Annotated in this window: 16 protein-coding genes, 1 pseudogene and 2 riboswitches; of the genes and pseudogenes, 6 read left to right on the top strand and 11 right to left on the bottom strand. The window is 48.3% G+C overall.

The window, feature by feature from the left end; all coding sequences use genetic code 11:
• Positions 1 to 14: 14 nt before the first annotated feature.
• Positions 15 to 1,159, bottom strand: a pseudogene (locus CGZ65_RS02285) (phospholipase A).
• A 244-nt stretch (positions 1,160 to 1,403) separates the two neighbouring features.
• The gene (gene rpsT / locus CGZ65_RS02280; protein WP_096294658.1) at positions 1,404 to 1,667 is read right to left on the bottom strand and encodes a 30S ribosomal protein S20; all 264 of its coding nucleotides are present in this window, start codon (positions 1,665 to 1,667) and stop codon (positions 1,404 to 1,406) included.
• 306 nt (positions 1,668 to 1,973) lie between these two features.
• On the opposite strand from rpsT, the gene CGZ65_RS02275 reads away from it, so the two are divergent.
• Positions 1,974 to 3,116 (top strand): extracellular solute-binding protein, encoded by a 1,143-nt coding sequence (locus CGZ65_RS02275; protein WP_096296067.1) that lies wholly within the window; start codon positions 1,974 to 1,976, stop codon positions 3,114 to 3,116.
• Positions 3,117 to 3,239: 123 nt separating this feature from the next.
• Here CGZ65_RS02275 and gcvP read toward each other — a convergent pair whose 3' ends face one another.
• From gcvP to gcvT, 7 genes are all read right to left on the bottom strand, one after another.
• On the bottom strand, positions 3,240 to 6,089 hold the full coding sequence (gcvP, locus tag CGZ65_RS02270; protein ID WP_096294657.1) for an aminomethyl-transferring glycine dehydrogenase: 2,850 nt from the start codon (positions 6,087 to 6,089) through the stop codon (positions 3,240 to 3,242).
• Between the two features lie 102 nt (positions 6,090 to 6,191).
• Positions 6,192 to 7,208, bottom strand: a complete 1,017-nt coding sequence (locus CGZ65_RS02265) for an MFS transporter (RefSeq protein WP_232507490.1) — start codon at positions 7,206 to 7,208, stop codon at positions 6,192 to 6,194.
• Complete coding sequence (locus CGZ65_RS13680) at positions 7,178 to 7,345, bottom strand: hypothetical protein (RefSeq protein ID WP_232507489.1); 168 nt, start codon at positions 7,343 to 7,345, stop codon at positions 7,178 to 7,180. Before CGZ65_RS13680 ends, CGZ65_RS02265 begins: the two co-directional genes overlap by 31 nt.
• Positions 7,346 to 7,484: 139 nt before the next feature.
• Positions 7,485 to 8,036, bottom strand: a complete 552-nt coding sequence (locus CGZ65_RS02260) for a DNA-3-methyladenine glycosylase I (RefSeq protein ID WP_096294656.1) — start codon at positions 8,034 to 8,036, stop codon at positions 7,485 to 7,487.
• Between the two features lie 480 nt (positions 8,037 to 8,516).
• On the bottom strand, positions 8,517 to 8,900 hold the full coding sequence (gene gcvH, locus CGZ65_RS02255; protein ID WP_096294655.1) for a glycine cleavage system protein GcvH: 384 nt from the start codon (positions 8,898 to 8,900) through the stop codon (positions 8,517 to 8,519).
• Between the two features lie 39 nt (positions 8,901 to 8,939).
• Positions 8,940 to 9,068 (bottom strand): hypothetical protein, encoded by a 129-nt coding sequence (locus tag CGZ65_RS14545; RefSeq protein ID WP_269768620.1) that lies wholly within the window; start codon positions 9,066 to 9,068, stop codon positions 8,940 to 8,942.
• A gap of 59 nt (positions 9,069 to 9,127) precedes the next feature.
• Entirely contained in the window at positions 9,128 to 10,228 is a 1,101-nt protein-coding gene (gene gcvT, locus CGZ65_RS02250; protein WP_096294654.1) for a glycine cleavage system aminomethyltransferase GcvT, read from the bottom strand.
• 57 nt (positions 10,229 to 10,285) lie between these two features.
• Positions 10,286 to 10,450, bottom strand: a riboswitch (glycine riboswitch).
• Positions 10,451 to 10,546: riboswitch (glycine riboswitch) on the bottom strand.
• Positions 10,547 to 10,807: 261 nt separating this feature from the next.
• Here gcvT and CGZ65_RS02245 point away from each other — a divergent pair.
• The 5 genes from CGZ65_RS02245 (at position 10,808) to CGZ65_RS02230 (ending at position 14,073) form a co-directional block, all read left to right on the top strand.
• Complete coding sequence (locus CGZ65_RS02245; RefSeq protein ID WP_096294653.1) at positions 10,808 to 11,290, top strand: Lrp/AsnC family transcriptional regulator; 483 nt, start codon at positions 10,808 to 10,810, stop codon at positions 11,288 to 11,290.
• A 98-nt stretch (positions 11,291 to 11,388) separates the two neighbouring features.
• Positions 11,389 to 11,961, top strand: coding sequence for a DUF1415 domain-containing protein (locus tag CGZ65_RS02240; RefSeq protein ID WP_096294652.1), 573 nt, complete (start codon positions 11,389 to 11,391; stop codon positions 11,959 to 11,961).
• An 8-nt stretch (positions 11,962 to 11,969) separates the two neighbouring features.
• Positions 11,970 to 12,329 (top strand): YbaN family protein, encoded by a 360-nt coding sequence (locus CGZ65_RS02235; protein ID WP_198345366.1) that lies wholly within the window; start codon positions 11,970 to 11,972, stop codon positions 12,327 to 12,329.
• Positions 12,330 to 12,655: 326 nt separating this feature from the next.
• Positions 12,656 to 13,063 (top strand): sodium:proton antiporter, encoded by a 408-nt coding sequence (locus tag CGZ65_RS15040; protein ID WP_415906964.1) that lies wholly within the window; start codon positions 12,656 to 12,658, stop codon positions 13,061 to 13,063.
• On the top strand, positions 12,991 to 14,073 hold the full coding sequence (locus CGZ65_RS02230; RefSeq protein WP_415906963.1) for a sodium:proton antiporter: 1,083 nt from the start codon (positions 12,991 to 12,993) through the stop codon (positions 14,071 to 14,073). The genes CGZ65_RS15040 and CGZ65_RS02230 overlap by 73 nt, the downstream gene beginning before the upstream one ends.
• Positions 14,074 to 14,163: 90 nt before the next feature.
• Here CGZ65_RS02230 and CGZ65_RS02225 read toward each other — a convergent pair whose 3' ends face one another.
• Together CGZ65_RS02225 and CGZ65_RS02220 are read right to left on the bottom strand one after the other, a co-directional pair.
• Positions 14,164 to 15,777 (bottom strand): type I restriction-modification system subunit M, encoded by a 1,614-nt coding sequence (locus tag CGZ65_RS02225; RefSeq protein ID WP_096294650.1) that lies wholly within the window; start codon positions 15,775 to 15,777, stop codon positions 14,164 to 14,166.
• Positions 15,774 to 16,916: an AAA family ATPase gene (locus CGZ65_RS02220; RefSeq protein WP_096294649.1), complete on the bottom strand. Its 1,143-nt coding sequence runs from the start codon at positions 16,914 to 16,916 to the stop codon at positions 15,774 to 15,776. The genes CGZ65_RS02225 and CGZ65_RS02220 overlap by 4 nt, the downstream gene beginning before the upstream one ends.
• Positions 16,917 to 16,956 lie beyond the last annotated feature (40 nt).

Below are 16,956 nucleotides of genomic sequence, written 5' to 3'. Positions count from 1 at the left end.
TTGCCAACCGTAGTTTAAATGCCGTCCCAATCGTTGAACATCAAGCCGAAACCGATGCCGTTTTGCTTGTGGTTGTAGTCAATCAAGCTCTCACCATACCCATGAAAACCGCGCACCACACCTTTGAGCTTGCCTTTAAGCGGAAAGGTGTACGCGGCTTCGACCGCACCGTGGCCGGTTTTCGGGTTGTAACGCAATACGGAATAGACGTTTTGCTTGTCGTTGAGACGGTATTGCACTTTTAAATCACCATAGCCCATGTAATCGGAAATATCCGGATTATCGTCTTCACCGCCATTGGCATCGGTGCGTAACCAAACGCGCGGAATCACGGTCAATCTATCCCATTCCATACCGGCCATGGCATAAATACGGTTCCACGAACGCGACTCGGGCGGCTCTGACCATTGGATTGATGGGCAAAGCCGGCGCCAACCATGCGCAATTTACCGCCAAACGGCAAATCGAGCTTCACCGGCTGGGTCAGGAATACTTCCGGCTCGTAATCGGTATTGCGAAACGGCGCCGATTTTCTGCCCTGGTTGTACAGCTGCCAATCAGATTTTTGCGTATAGCCAAACCACAAATCCGCACGCGTTTTAAACACGTCTTCCATCAGCTTGCTTTTGAACGACACTTGCATTTTCGCTTCTAACCGCTTCTGCTCGGTAAACTTTTCTTCCGCGGTTACACCACGTGAAGGCGATTCCGGATAGTAATTCGGGCTGGAATTGTACCAAGCAGGCATCAGATACATCGGATTATGTTCACGAACAGAAAGCAAGCCGCGCGCATCATTAGCATCTAAGTCAAACATCATGCTCAAAGGCGTATAGGCGTCGGCAGCATCTCGCAAAGCCGATTCGGAAAGCAGTTGCTCATCGGTCTTCTCGTCAAAAACAATAGTGGTTTCTTTATTTTCGATGCTGGCATTAACCGTTTGCGCCAAATCCACAGGCTGCTTGGTATCTAAGGTATCTGAGGCTACCATAGGCTGCGATGGCGGCAACTGTGCGGCATAAATTTTATCGTAACAGGCCAAACGCATAGCGTTATCGACTATGGCGGCGCATTGCAACGCAGCCGCATCCAAAGCCCAAGCGGCAGGTGTAGCCAATATGCAGCCCGCTCCTCCCCATAAATAATGTTTCAACATCATGTTCACCGTTTACGTCAATCAGCATAATCTGCCGGCTTTTCGCTTGGCCGAATTATCCGAATCAACCCGATATGTCGCGTTATTTTTCAGACGGCATTCATTTAATTAAGGCCGTCTGAAAAAATAATCACTGTGTGTAAGATGCAGCAATGCCCCTGAAATACCTTTACGGTCAGGGGCAGTCGCTTAGTGCAGGTGTCGCCACCTACAGAGTTGCCGCCTTATGCGGCTGGCTGCAAAAGATTTAAGCCAAGGCTTTCACTTTAGCAGACAAACGACTCTTGTGACGGGCAGCTTTGTTTTTGTGGAACACGCCTTTATCAGCAATGCGGTCAATAATTTTTACTGATTCGCGGTAAGTTGCTTGAGCGGCAGCTTTGTCACCAGCTTCAACAGCTTTCAACACTTTTTTGATTGCAGTGCGGAATGCAGTACGCAAGCTAGCGTTGTGGGCGCGTTGTTTAACCGACTGGCGGGCACGTTTACGGGCTTGTGCGCTGTTTGCCATATTAAATATCTCCTGAATGAAAAATAAATTCTGTAAACGCGCAATTTTAAAGACGATTGCCCCTATATGCAAGTCTTTTCTCTGTAAACTTACCGATTCGCTCCGTGAGTTCGCCCAAAAGCCACACCGCTCCGTGGCCACACTCTTGCCTTTACGAAGCAATCAATAGAATTTTTTGCATAAATTGCCCGATATGGCTTTGATTTTCATCAAGCTTACATTACAATGGCCTTGCAGCTTGCCGGGGTGTTTATGGGCAAGCCTGTTTCTTTTTATTTCAACTCTTTCATCAGGAAACCAACCCGTATGAAAAAATCCGTATTAGCCGTATTGGCCGCATTGTCACTGGCCGCGTGCGGCGGTGGCGAGAAAAAAGCCGAGCAACCTCAAGCAGGCAGCGCGCCTGCTGCCAATGCTGAAGCAGCCGCTACCGACACCTTAAACATCTACAACTGGTCAAACTACGTGGACGAAACCACCGTCGAAGACTTCAAAAAACAAAACAATTTGAAGCTGACCTACGATTTGTATGAAAACAACGAAACCCTAGAAGCCAAAATGCTGACCGGCAAATCAGGCTACGACCTCGTTGTACCGGGTATCGCCTTTTTACCGCGCCAAATCGAAGCCGGCGCCTACCAAAAAGTCAATAAAGACCTGATCCCAAACTACAAAAACATCGACCCTGAGCTGCTGAAAATGCTGGAAACAGCCGACCCGGGCAACGAATACGCCGTGCCTTACTTCTCAGGCGTGAATACTTTGGCCATTACCGCCAAAGGTAAAGAGCTGCTGGGCGGCCAACTGCCTGAAAACGGCTGGGATTTATTGTTCAAACCGGAATACACCAGCAAACTGAAATCATGCGGCATCGCCTTGTGGGATACGCCGTCTGAAATGTTCCCGATTGTATTGAACTACTTGGGCAAAGATCCTAAAGGCACCAGCACCGACGACATCAACGCCGCAGCCGAAGTATTGAAAGCCGTGCGTCCTGACGTGAAACGCTTCAGCCCGTCAGTAATTGACGAATTGGCACGCGGCGACGTGTGCTTGGCAGCCGGTAATGGTGGCGACCTGAACTTGGCTAAGGCCCGTTCGGAAGAAGTCAACAACAATGTCGGCATCGAAGTATTGACCCCTAAAGGCATGGGCTTCTGGATTGAATCTTGGTTGATTCCTGCCGATGCGAAAAACATCGAAAACGCCCACAAATACATCAACTACACGCTGGATGCCGACATTGCAGCGAAGAACGGCATCGCCGTCACCTTCGCCCCTGCCAGCTTGCCTGCACGTGAGAAAATGCCGAAAGAGTTGGTAGAAACCCGTTCGATTTTCCCAACCAAGGAAGACATGCAAAACGGTTTTGTGATGCCGCAAATGAGCGCGGATGCGAAGAAGCTGACCGTAAACCTGTGGCAAAAAATCAAAGTGGGTTCTAATTAATCCGCTTCGTTTTTGCTTAATCCGCTTCGTTTTTGCCAACTAAAAATGCCGTCTGAAAATATTGTTTAAGACGGCATTTTTTATGATTCAACATAAGGCAGGTTCACACCTGCCCTACCCGAATCAATCCTCATACGCTTCCATCGGCGGGCAAGAACACACCAAATGGCGGTCGCCATACACATCGTCCACACGGTTCACGCTCGGCCAGAATTTGTTTTCGCGCACATAAGCCAGTGGGAATACGGCTTCTTCGCGGCTGTATGGATGCGTCCATTCTTCGGCGGCGACGTTAAACGATGTATGCGGCGCGTTGACCAGCGGATTGTCGTCTTTCGGCCAGTCGCCGTTTTGCACTTTCAACACTTCCTGCTTGATGGCTTTGAGTGCGGCGATAAAGCGGTCGAGTTCAGCTTTGCTTTCCGATTCGGTCGGCTCGATCATCAGCGTACCGGCCACAGGGAAGGAAACGGTCGGTGCGTGGAAACCGTAGTCCATCAGGCGTTTGGCGATGTCGGTTTCGGTTATACCGCTTTCAGCTTTGAGCAGGCGTAAATCGACGATACATTCGTGCGCCACGCGGCCGTTTCTGCCGGTGTAGAGAATCGGATAGTCTTCGCTCAAGGCTTGGGCTACGTAGTTGGCATTGAGCAGCGCCCATTCGGTGGCTTGGCGCACACCTTGTTTGCCCATCATGGTGATGTACATCCAAGTAATCGGCAAAATCCCTGCCGAACCATACGGCGCGGCGGATACGGCGCTCATGCCTTCGGTTGCACCTTCTACCGGCGCGACAACGTGGCTCGGGGCAAACGGTGCCAGATGGGCTTTCAAACCGATTGGTCCCATGCCCGGACCGCCGCCGCCATGCGGAATGCAGAAGGTTTTATGTAGATTCATGTGCAACACGTCCGCCCCCACTTCTGCCGGCTGCATGATGCCGACTTGGGCGTTCATGTTCGCGCCGTCCATATACACTTGGCCGCCGTTGTCGTGGATAATGCGGCAGATATCACGGATGCCTTCTTCGTACACGCCGTGGGTGGACGGATAGGTAATCATCAGCGCGCCGAGATGGTCTTTGTTTTGCTCGGCTTTTTGCTGCAAATCGGCCACATCGACGTTGCCGTTTTCATCGGTTTTGACCACGATGATTTTTATACCGAGCATGGCGGCGGTGGCGGGATTGGTGCCGTGCGCCGATTGCGGAATCAGGCAGACATTGCGCTCGGCGTCGCCGTTGGCTTCGTGGTAGCGGCGGATGGCCAGTAAGCCGGTGTATTCGCCTGAAGCGCCGGAATTCGGTTGCAAACTGATGGCATCAAAACCGGTAATCGCTTCGAGCTGGGTTTGCAAACCTTGCAGCAATTCGCGATAGCCTTCAGTTTGTTCGCTCGGGGCAAACGGGTGCAGATTGGCAAATTCCGGCCAGGTAATCGGAATCATCTCGCTGGTGGCATTGAGCTTCATGGTGCAGCTGCCGAGCGAAATCATGCTGCGGTTCATCGCCAAGTCGCGCTCTTCCAGCTTTTTCAGGTAGCGCAGCATTTCGTGTTCGGTGTGGTAGCGGTTGAATACTTCATGCGTGAGGATTTCGTCTTGACGCAACAGGTTTGCTTTCAGACGGCCTGTAACTTCGCCGCGGCAATCAATATCGGTTTTGCCGGTAAACAAAGCAATCAATACCGCCAATTCGCCCACGGTCGATTCTTCGCTAAAGGCCACTGCGATTTGGGTTTCGCCTACTCGACGCAGGTTGTAGCCTGCGTTTAAGGCATTTTGATAAACCTCAGCCGCTTTGTCGCCGCACTCAACCAAAACGGTATCAAAGAAGGTTTCATGCACAACTTGCAGACCGTCTGAAACCAAGGCATCGGCAAACGCGGAAGCCAGCGCATGAATGCGTTGGGCAATTCGTTTCACACCTTCAGGCCCATGATAAACCGCATACATGCCGGCCAAATTCGCCAGCAAAGCTTGCGCGGTACAGATGTTGGAAGTGGCTTTTTCGCGGCGGATGTGCTGCTCGCGGGTCGATAAGGCCATGCGCAAGGCCGGTTTGCCTGAAACGTCTTTCGATACGCCGATAATGCGGCCGGGTGCCGAGCGTTTGAATTCGTCTTTAAAGGCAAAATACGCGGCATGTGGCCCACCGAAACCCATCGGCACGCCGAAACGCTGGGTGTTACCCAAGGCAATATCGGCACCCATTTCAGCAGGCGATTTCAGCAAGACCAAGCTCATCACATCAGCAGCCACCGCCACAATCGCGCCGGTTTCTTTCAGACGGCCGATTACATCGGTCAAATCCACCACATCACCGTCTTTGCCGACATATTGCAACAAAGCACCGAAATATTCGCCCTCTGCCGCTGCGGCAAAATCGCCCACCACCAATTCAAAATCAAAATATTTGGCACGCGTTTTCATTACGTCCAGCGTTTGCGGATAGACGCGTTCATCGACAAAAAAGCGGTTGGATTTAGACTTGGCCACGCGCTTGGCCATCGCCATCGCTTCGGCGGCTGCGGTCGCTTCGTCCAACAAAGACGCGCCGGCCACTTCAAAGCCGCTCAAATCGATACACACCTGCTGGAAATTCAGCAGAGCCTCCAAGCGCCCTTGCGCGATTTCTGCTTGATACGGCGTGTAGGCGGTGTACCAGCCCGGATTTTCCAACACATTACGCACAATCACATTCGGCAAACGGGTCGGATAATAACCTAAGCCGATGTAGGATTTGTTGATTTTGTTTTTCGCTGCAATTGCTTTGATTTTAGCCAAGGCTTCGGCTTCGGTCAGCGCTTCAGGCAAATCAAGTTCAGACGGCATACGGATAGATGGCGGCACGGTATGATCGATAAAATCCGCCATGCTTTTTTCGCCGAGCGCCGCCAACAGCGCTTCTTGGTCGCGAAAGCTGATGTGGCGCGCGGAAAATTCGTTTTTATCGAATAAGTCATTTAAATTCATAGTAATTCCTCTATTGTTAAACGGATTTATACCCCGATGAATGTTGATCACACGGTTTGTCCAGGCCGTCTGAAATCATAATGGCCAAACAAAATTCTTATTTCAGGCGGCCTTCATGCCTTTAAACACAATACCGATGGCGAGCACCTGCACCGCCAATAACGCCCACACCACACCATGCCAATCAGCAGCCTTAAATGCCAAACCGCACAGCCACGCACCGAACGTGCCGCCGCTGTAATACGCCATGTAATACAAGCCTGAAGCCAGCGAGCGCCCCTCTTTTACATTGGCCGCAATGTAATTGATGGTCGCTGCCTGCGTAATGAACACGCCTGACGACATCAACACCAGCCCGACGATAATCAGCGGCAAATCGGTTGCCAAAGTCAGCAGCACACCGGTCATCGATACACCAACCGCCAGCAAAATCGTTTTTACGCTGCCAAAATGCGTCATCAGCCTGGCCGACAAAGGCGTAATCACCATGCCGATAAGATACACGGCAAAAATATTCGCCAACGCGCTGCTGCTCAAACGGTAAGGCGCGTCGGCCAGATGCAGATTGATGTAGGTAAAGCAGCCCACTAAGGAAAACAACACGCAGCCGCCCAGTGAACACGCCGCAAACACATAACGGTTGTGTAAATGCGATTTCAGCATATTCAAGGCCGTCTGAAAATTCGGTTTCGGCACAAAATTCTGCGATTTGGGCAGCTGCCTCCACACAAACACTGCGCAAGCCAAGCTCAACACCGCCATTACATAAAACGCCGTGCGCCAGTCGAACCACTCCGTCAGATAGCCCAATAAGAAACGGCCGAGAAACCCGCCCAATACCGTACCCGACACATACATGGTCATCAACTGCACGACTTCGTTTTGGGTAAACTCTTCGCCGATATAGGCAATCAGCACCACCGTAATCCCCGGCACCGCCAAACCCTGCAAAAAACGCAACAGCGTAAACACTTCGATATTCGGCGACCACGCCAGCAGCATGGTCGGCAAGGCCAGATAAATCAGCGACCCGACCACAAACAGCTTACGCCCGAACGCATCCGACAACATGCCCATAAACGGCGACATCAAAGCCACACCCAACACCGCCGCCCCCACCGACAATCCGCCTGCACCGCCGTAGCGTTCAATTCCGCCATCAACACGGGCAACACCGCCTGCACGGAATACACCTGCAAGAATGCCGACATACCGGTCAGCAAAATAGCCGTTTTCAACAGGCCGTTCAGTTTCATGATGGGTTTCTTCACATGTGTTTTTATGTTTTGATTTTATTCTATTTATTTGAATTATCTTATCTTTTACCAACCTCCGTCTCAATGAAAGCCGGCCAATTTATGGTGGCGGGCCGTCTGAAAGTGTGCGCCGCCCTTTTCAGACGGCCTCTGCCCACTTCGCTCCGGCCGCCAATGTTTGCCGATAAATCGGGCAATGCTCGTCATGCGCGCCTTTTAAATAACCGGTGCTCATCAAAAATTCGCCGACAATTTCGCCGCCGGCAAATTTGAAATGCTGCTTAAACAATTTTACCCACGCCGCTTTATCACGCGGATGATGGGCATCGAGCCAGTTTTTGAATGAACCGTATTCGGCCTGCAAATGCAACACCGCGCGCGCATTGTGAATCACCGCATTGATTTTCAAACGGTTGCGCACAATTCCCGCATCGTTCAACAGCCTTTCGACATCGTGTTCATCAAACGCCGCCACTTTAACAATGTCAAAACCGGCATAGGCCGTATGAAACGCCTGCTGCTTTTTCAGCATCAATGTCCAATTCAAACCAGCTTGATTGATTTCCAAAATCAATCGGCCAAACAAAGCATTGTCATCGCCAACCGGAAAACCGTATTGATGGTCGTGGTAATGTTTGTTCGGGTCGTCGGTATCGGGCGGCAGACTGTTGGCAAAATCGCAGTAGGTCATGGGGATTCTTTAATGCACAAAGGCTGAAGCCTTTGCAAAACTGATGAATCATTAATAAAAACCAAAACCGCCGTCATTCCCGCGCAGGCGGAAATCCATCTCAGAATTTAAGAAACCTATTTTATTCAATAGCTTGTCATGCCCGAAAATGAATTCCCGCCTGCGCGGGAATGACGGCGGTTTTATGTGTGCTGGCTTTTGAAGGAATCTTGCAAAGGTCTCAGGTGTAGAAAATTGTCGGGTTATTGACACTTTTTATGCAAAACAGCTTTTATTTTTTGCCTAAATGATTGTTTTAGGATTGTTGAGCATTATCAAGAACCATGCGGCGTTACCGTGCCTTTCGGCACTCTTGACAACACTCGAAAATCCCAAAATGGGTCTTCAAGCAAAAAAGCAAAAGTGTAAACAACGCTAGGATTTCCTACATCAGGCCGTCTGAAAAAGAAGTTTCGTTTTCAGACGGCCTTTTACAGCGGATTAGTTGACTTCGTTGGCGTATTGCTCGGCAGTCAGCAAGCTGTCGAGATCGGCCGGATTAGCCGGTTTGATTTTAAAGAACCAGCCTTCGCCGTATGGGTCGCTGTTGGCGGTTTCCGGAGCGCTTGGCAAATCATCGTTGACGGCCACGATTTCACCGGCAATCGGTGCGTATACATCAGATGCGGCTTTCACCGATTCCACCACACCGGCTTGCTCTTCAGCCGCCAAATTAGCGCCGACTTCAGGCAACTCGATAAACACTATGTCGCCCAACAATTCTTGCGCGTGATGGGTAATGCCGACCGTCACCGTGCCGTCTGCTTCGGTGCGCAGCCATTCGTGGCTGGCAACATATTTCAATTCTGCTGGGATATTGCTCATTTTGTGTTCTCCAAGAGTAGGTTAGATTAAAATCCGACATTATTTTTTACATTTTCCAGCCGCTTCGCTGTAACTGCCGCCCTGATCCAGGCAGCGATCCTTGGCATCGCAACCGGCCAAATTCAGGAATGCTGAAACATCATTAAAAAAAATAATACTTTGTTCCACTTCATATATACCGTTCATTATCTTTCAGACGGCCTCACGAGGCTAAGCCGTGCGAGCCGTCAGGCAAACTGTTTCTGACCGTTGCGCACAAACGGCAGTTTCAATACGCGCACATCGACTTCCTTACCGCGAATCAACACTTTAGCCACTTCGCCGTCAAAGTCTTTCGGTACGCGGGCGATGGCAATGGATTGTTTCAGGCTTGGGGAAAACACGCCGCTGGTGGTGATGCCGTTGCCTTTGTCGGTCACGACTTCCATACCTGCGCGCAACACGCCGCCTTTATCCAGCAGCAGGCCGACTTGTTTCACCGCCACGCCTTTTTCTTTCAGCGCAACTAAAGCAGCCTTGCCGACAAAATCGCGGGTTTCATCTTTTAAATCAACCGTCCAGCCCATACCGGCTTCAAGCGGGCTGGTGTCGTCGTCCATATCGTTGCCGTAAAGATTCATGCCTGCTTCCATGCGCAAGGTATCGCGTGCGCCCAAACCGCAAGGCTGCACACCTGCCGCCTGCAGGGCTTTGAAAAATTCAGGGGCTTGGTTTACCGGCAAAATCACTTCCACGCCGTCTTCGCCGGTGTAGCCGGTGCGGGCGACAAACCAATCATCGCCGAAATCGTGGCCTTGGAATGGTTTCAGTGCGCTCACCTGCTCCGCCCATTCCGGTTTGACGCTCAATAATTTCTCAACTGCTTTCGGACCTTGCACCGCCAGCATCGCCAAATCGGTGCGCGGCGTTAAGTTTACGCCGAATGCTTGGCCGATTTTTTGGAATTGGGCGCTGTCTTTTTCGCGGGTTGCGCCGTTGGAGACGATGCGGTATTGCGTTTCGGCTTCGTTCATGCGATAGACGATTAAGTCATCAATGACGCCGCCGTGGTCGTTTAACAAGGCAGAATATAAGGCTTTGCCGACAAAGGCTAATTTATCGACATCATTGGCCAATAATTTGCGGAAAAAGGCTTTGGCTTGTTCGCCGGCCACGTCGGTAACCAGCATATGGGATACGTCGAACATACCGGCATCAGTGCGCACGGCTTCGTGTTCGGCGATTTGCGAACCATAATTCACAGGCAATTCCCAGCCGGCAAAATCAACCAGCTTGCCGCCTGCTTCGATGTGGTTTTGATGAAAAGGGGTGATGTTGGGGGCAGTCATATCAAGTTCTCCAGTATATTTTAGCGTCATCGCACGTTGCTGTTTTTATCTGCGCGCATGACCCTATCTGTCCTTGAACCTGAGATTTTCGGCGCCGTGTCGTTCCGACCGCAATCTGCTCATTGCGTGCCATTTGGCAACGGATGTCTGAATGGTGGCTCAGACGGCCTTCTCCCCTTCGGTGGGCATGATGTGACATCGTACCGCTCTCCAGATGTTTTATTTCAACGAGCAGTCCTTTTACCTGAGCGATTTAAGGGCATCTGCGCCTTCGGTGGCTGCCTGTAGTTGTCAGCAGCGCTCTCCTGCACGTTTTTTGATTATGGCGTGATTCTTTTTCCGGGGCAAGCATTCTTTGGGATTATTTTTACACAATCTATCAAAATATGATTATTAATAGGTTTGATAAATTAATTTTCCGAAAGTACGCTGTTTTAACACAGATTATTTTTGAAAAGTTTCTTTTCTTGAACTATTGTATGTTAAGTTTATTTAGCTTAAGATTACAGCAGTCGCTTTGTTTTCTGTTTCAAAACAATCAAGCGGCATCATAATCTAAAGCATAAAGGGAACCAGCTAATGGGTCAAATCACTCTGGATAAAACAGACCTTAAAATTTTGCAGGTTTTGCAGGAAAACGGCCGCTTGACCAATGTCGAGCTTTCCGAACGTGTCGCCCTCTCTCCTTCTCCGTGTTTACGCCGTCTGAAACAATTGGAAGATGCCGGCATCATCCGCAAATACGCCGCATTGTTGTCGCCGGTTTCCGTCGAACTGGGCTTGCAGGCGTTTATCCGCGTCTCCATCAGCAAAGCGGCTGATGCGCGTGACGATTTCTCGCAAGCGGTGCAAAACTGGCCGGAAGTATTGAGCTGCTTTGCGCTGACCGGTGAAACCGATTATCTGTTGCACGCGTTTTTCACCGATATGAATTCTTTCTCGCATTTTGTGCTGGATACATTGTTGTCACACCACGGCGTGCAAGACGCGCAATCGAGCTTTGTGTTGAAAGAAATTAAAAACACCACTGCCCTGCCGCTGTCGCATTTGCAGCAAGATTAATCTTTGCGCCAATATAACAAGGCCGTCTGAAACTCGTTCAGACGGCCTTGTTATTTGCTATAATTGAGAATTACTCTTATAAACACCATCTCCATCTAATGAACACGCCAAGCACCGAAACCGTTATCAAGCACACCAAACAATGGCTGGAAAAAGCCGTGATTGGTTTAAACCTCTGCCCTTTTGCCAAAGCGCCATATGTCAAAGACCGCGTACGTATTGTGGTCAGCGAAGCCAAACATTTAGACGGTTTCTTAGAAGATTTAGACCGTGAATTACAACGTTTGGGCAATACTTCGGCCGAAGAATTGGAAACCACTTTATTGGTGCATCCGGCCTTATTCGGCGATTTTCTGCTGTTTAACGATATGCTCGACATCGCCGATGAAGCAGTCGCGGATAACCGATTGGAAGGCGTGATTCAGATTGCGCCGTTTCACCCTGATTTCCAGTTTGCCGATACCGAAGCCGACGACATCAGCAACTACACCAACCGGTCACCTTACCCGACACTGCATCTGATTCGAGAAGACAGTATCGCTAAAGCAGCCGAAGCCTTTCCCGATGCGACGGCAATTTTTGAGCGTAATATCGCGCTACTGGAAAACATGGGCCAAGAAGGCTGGAATCGATTGGATATTCCGCGCTGCCCGTTTCATCAATCTGAATAAACCTCATGATCATCCGTTATATTTATTGGCTTTGCGGCGCACTGGCTTTGGCCTTGGGCGTGCTCGGTATTTTTCTGCCCGTTTTGCCGACCACGCCTTTTGTCTTACTGGCGGCGGCGTGCTGGGCAAAAGCCTCTCCGCGCTTTCACCGCTGGCTGCACCAGCATCGCTATTTCGGCCCGATGGTACAAAACTGGGAGCGCAACCGCGCAGTGCCGCGTAAAGCAAAAATATTGGCCGTGGGTATGATGACGTTTTCCTGTCTGTTTTTATTTTGGCAGTTTCCTGAACGCTGGTGGATAGGCGCGGCTTCTTCCACCTTTTGCGTCTGCGTGGCCATCTGGATGATTCGCTTGCCGGAAGCATAAAATCAGCCTGTTCTCCGACGGCCTTATTGTCGAATCCTTGCAAAAAAGTGTTAAAAGCAATTTAACAATATTTTCTGATAGTATTTTATTATATAGTTAACATTTCATTAAACTGCTGTTTTAAAGAATTTTTCTCTCTATGCCAAAAGAATTGGGCAATTTCACAAAAAATTTTCGGTATATTTATTTGATTCGCACTAATACTTTAGTCTAGTTTCTGGCACTATTTTCCTTTACAATCGTTTGCAACAAGCTTGAAGCTTAACGTGCAGTGTCGTGATGTTCAGACGGCCTGAAGTTTTACCACGATAAGAAAAAGGAAACATATGCGCCTGCCTCTTTTCTCCCTGCCTATGCTGATGATGCCGGCGTTTGCACAAGCCGCCAACTTCAGCGGCGACTCGCTGAGTCTGCTTTGGGGTTTGCCCTTCGCAGCCATTCTGCTCTCCATCGCTTTAGGTCCTTTAATGATGCCGAAAATTTGGCATCATCATTTCGGTAAAATCACCGCTTTTTGGACGGTACTTTTTTTGGTTCCGTTCGTGCTTTATTTCGGCTTCACCGCCGGTATTCAAGTGGTGGCACATGCCATGGTGGAAGAATACATTCCGTTTATTCTGCTGCTTTTTGCGCTGTACACCATTTCGGGCGGCATTTTAGTATGGGGCAACTTGCACGGTTCGGCCAAACTCAATACCATCCTGCTCGCCATCGCACCGCCTTGGCATCAGTGATGGGTACCACCGGCGCAGCCATGCTGCTGATTCGCCCTCTGTTGAAAGCCAATGACAACCGCAAACATAAAGTACACGTGGTCGTATTCTTTATCTTCTTGGTGGCCAACATCGGCGGCGGCCTGACCCCATTGGGTGACCCGCCTTTGTTCTTGGGCTTCTTGAAGGGCGTTGACTTTATGTGGACGGTCATACACATGTTGCCGCCGGTGCTCATCAGCGTAGTGATTCTGCTGACCGTGTTCTACTTTCTCGACCGCCACCTGTATTTAAAAGATGACGAAATCGTGCCGCATGATCCCTCACCGGACAGCAAGCTGCAAATTTTTGGTAAAGTGAATTTCATTTTGCTGTTGGGCGTAGTGGGTGCCGTTTTGATGTCGGGCATTTGGAAACCGGATCATCCCGGCTTTGAAATCTTCGGCAGCCATTACTTATTGCCAAACTTGGTGCGCGATTTGATTCTGCTGTCTTTAGCAGTGATTTCATTGCTCATCACACCGAAACAAGTGCGTTCCGGTAATGAATTCAACTGGGAACCGATTGCCGAAGTGGGTAAACTGTTTGCGGGCATTTTCATTACCATTGCACCGGTATTGGCGATTTTGAAAGCCAGTGAAAACGGCGCATTGCGCGGCGTGGTATCGATGGTGCACAACGCGGCGGGCGAGCCGCTCAACACCATGTATTTCTGGATGACCGGCCTATTATCGGCCTTCTTGGACAACGCCCCGACCTATCTCGTGTTTTTCAACATGGCCGGCGGCGACGCGCAATCTCTGATGACCGGCCCGCTGTTCCACACCTTGCTCGCGATTTCGATGGGTTCGGTATTCATGGGTGCCCTCACCTACATCGGTAACGCGCCAAACTTCATGGTCAAAGCCATCGCCGAACAACGCGGCGTGAAAATGCCGAGCTTCTTTGGCTACATGTTGTGGTCGTTCGGTATCCTGTCACCATTGTTTATCCTCCACACGCTGATTTTCTTCGTGTACGAAATTTTCTAAAAGTTAATAATCAAGGCCGTCTGAAGTATTTCCTTTCAGACGGCCTTTTTTAATTCGGCAATATACGTTCAGACGTCATATTTAAAGTATTCAAGGCAAAAGCGGCAATCCTAATTCCTTCAAAAACGCATTATGTTTTTCGGTTGCTGTTTTGATTTTTTCGTCCAATGTCATTAGGTTTTGGTGATTGGCGATTAAATCAATTTCAGGTTCGGCGGCAACATTGCTGACATAACGGGCAATATTCAAATTGCCGTCGTTTTCGTCAATTTCCTGTATAGGAACCCGTCTGGCGTAGCCTTGTTCTTCTTTGCGGTATTGGTAGTAATCCACAATTTTATCAATATGTTCATCATTCAAGCGGTTTTGCCGTTTGCCTTTTTCAAAGGCATCAGCGGCATTGATAAACAAGACATCGTCTTCTTTTTTGCATTTTTTCAATACCAAAATACAGACTGGAATGCCTGTGGAATAAAACAGGTTGGCAGGCAGCCCGATGACCGTATCAATATGCCCGTCTTTGAGCAGTTTTTTGCGGATTTTTTCTTCTGCGCCGCTGCGGAACAATACGCCGTGCGGCAGGATAATCGCCATGGTGCCGTTGTCGCTTAAAAAGTGGAAGCCGTGCAGTAAAAAAGCAAAATCCGCTGCTGATTTTGGTGCCAGCCCATAATTTTTAAAGCGGAAATCATTTGCTAACTCTTCCTTGGGTTCCCAGCGGTAGCTGAACGGCGGATTGGCAACCACAGCATCAAAGGTCAATTTATTGGCAGGATTGGTTTCGTTCAATATTTCCCAATCATTGAGCAAAGAATCGCCGTGGTGAATGGTAAATTCCGTATCTTTTACGCCGTGCAGCAGCATATTCATGCGAGCCAAATTGTAAGTGGTGATGTTTTTTTCCTGCCCGTAAATTTTGCCGATATGCCCGTTGTTTTGTGCCATTTGATGGCGTACATTTAACAGCAGCGAACCTGAACCGCAGGCGAAATCCAGCACGTTATCCAGTTTTATTTTGCTGCCGCCGGCTGGGTTTTGGCTGTCCAGCGTAACAATGCGGGATAAAATGGTGGAAACCTGCTGCGGCGTATAAAACTCACCTGCTTTTTTGCCTGAGCCTGACGCAAATTGAGCAATCAAATATTCATAGGCATCGCCCAATGTATCGCTGCCAGTGGAAAATTCGCTGATACCCTCGGCAATACGTTTCACGATTTCAACTAATTTGGTATTTCGTTCGTCATAATTTTTGCCGAGTTTTTCCGAATTGAGATTGATTTCGGAAAACAGTCCGCCAAAAGTGCTTTCAAAAGATTCATTCTCGATATATTTAAAACCCTTTTGCAAAGTATCAAGCAGTTCATTGCTTTGAATGCGTGCCAACTCAGCAATGTTGCCCCATAAAAATTCAGGCTTGATGACATAATGCACTTTGCGGCGCATCTGTTTTTCAAAATCGGCAACAAAATCGGCATTTTCGTCATACCACACGGCAAGCGGCGTGCGTCCATTTTCTTCGACAGACTTTGGATAATCTCTACCCAGCTCTTTTTGAGCAGCAAGTTCGTAATTGTCGGATAAGTAGCGTAAAAATAAAAATGACAGCATATAGTCACGGAAATCATCGGCATTCATCGCACCACGAAGCTGGTCGGCAATTGCCCATAGGGTTTTGCCTAATTGGTTGAGTTGTTCTTGGGTCATTGGTGTGTTTCTCTAAATGAATTGGGTATTAAGTCTGAATGAAAAGGATAAGTTTCCAACAAAGTTTTTAAAACGGTTTTAAATTTTTCTTTATTATCAGGCAACATTTCTTTGGGTTCAAAAACAGAGTAACCTCCGTGATTTAATACTGGGATCAGGCGTTCATAATCAGCATCTTTAAGCTGAATACATTTTTTAAACCCTGCAAAACCGTGAAAATTTGCTGTTTTCTCCATAATATTTCGTAAAATGTTGAAATGATATGGATATATCGGCTCATTATTATCCAATGTATCTTTTAATACTTTCAGCATTGCAACATGATACAGGCTAGCAGTATCACCTTCCAATTTCAGGAAAGTGTATTGGTCAGAATTGTTTTTTGACAACAAATATCTAGGTGCTTTATTCAATTCATTACACAATACATTAAAAAATAAGCCGTGATGAGTTGAAATCACAAACTGAATATCTTTTTTTGCATCGTAATTTTCTGTTTTATAACTTTTCAGCATCGCAGCTAAATTGTGCGCCACTGATACCGCATAATTATCGTCCAGTGATGAAATCGGGTCATCAATATAAACATATTTGACCCATTGATATGGCGATCCTTCTTGTTTATCCAAGCTCAATTGCAAGATTGCCAAGAAAAAACACCAAATAAAAATATGTTCTTCACCACGTGAAACCTTGATATTGTCATCAGGATTTTCAGGACGGAAAAAAGCAACTTCCCAACGCTCTATGTTTTCTTTACGGCTTTCTTTGCTGATTCTAAAATCAAAATCCACATATTTTTGCAACAATGGGCGGATTCGAGTATCCAGTTCCAGCTCCCAAATACCGTCAAAAAAGCGGGATGAATCGTTTAATACCAATACTCGGTCAGTATCGTTTTCCAAATCATTATCCCAAAAGAACAAATCCTCAGTAAATGCATTAAAATACAGAGTATCCCGTTGAACGCTCTGCCTGCCAAGATCTTTAAATGCCATTGATAAGCGGGTTTTTCCCATGCCGTTATGGGCAAAAATCAACTGGCATTTGGATTGTTGTTTTCTCAATCGTGTTGCCAAATCATTTAAATCGGCTAAATCCTTAAACGGATCATCTTTTTGTTCGTTATTCTTAGACATTGCTATTTTTGTGTTTTTGAAAATTTTTCCCCAAATTTCA

This window comes from Neisseria weixii, assembly GCF_002327085.1.
Lineage (GTDB): Bacteria > Pseudomonadota > Gammaproteobacteria > Burkholderiales > Neisseriaceae > Neisseria > Neisseria weixii.
This window is presented reverse-complemented; position numbering and strand designations above follow the sequence as displayed.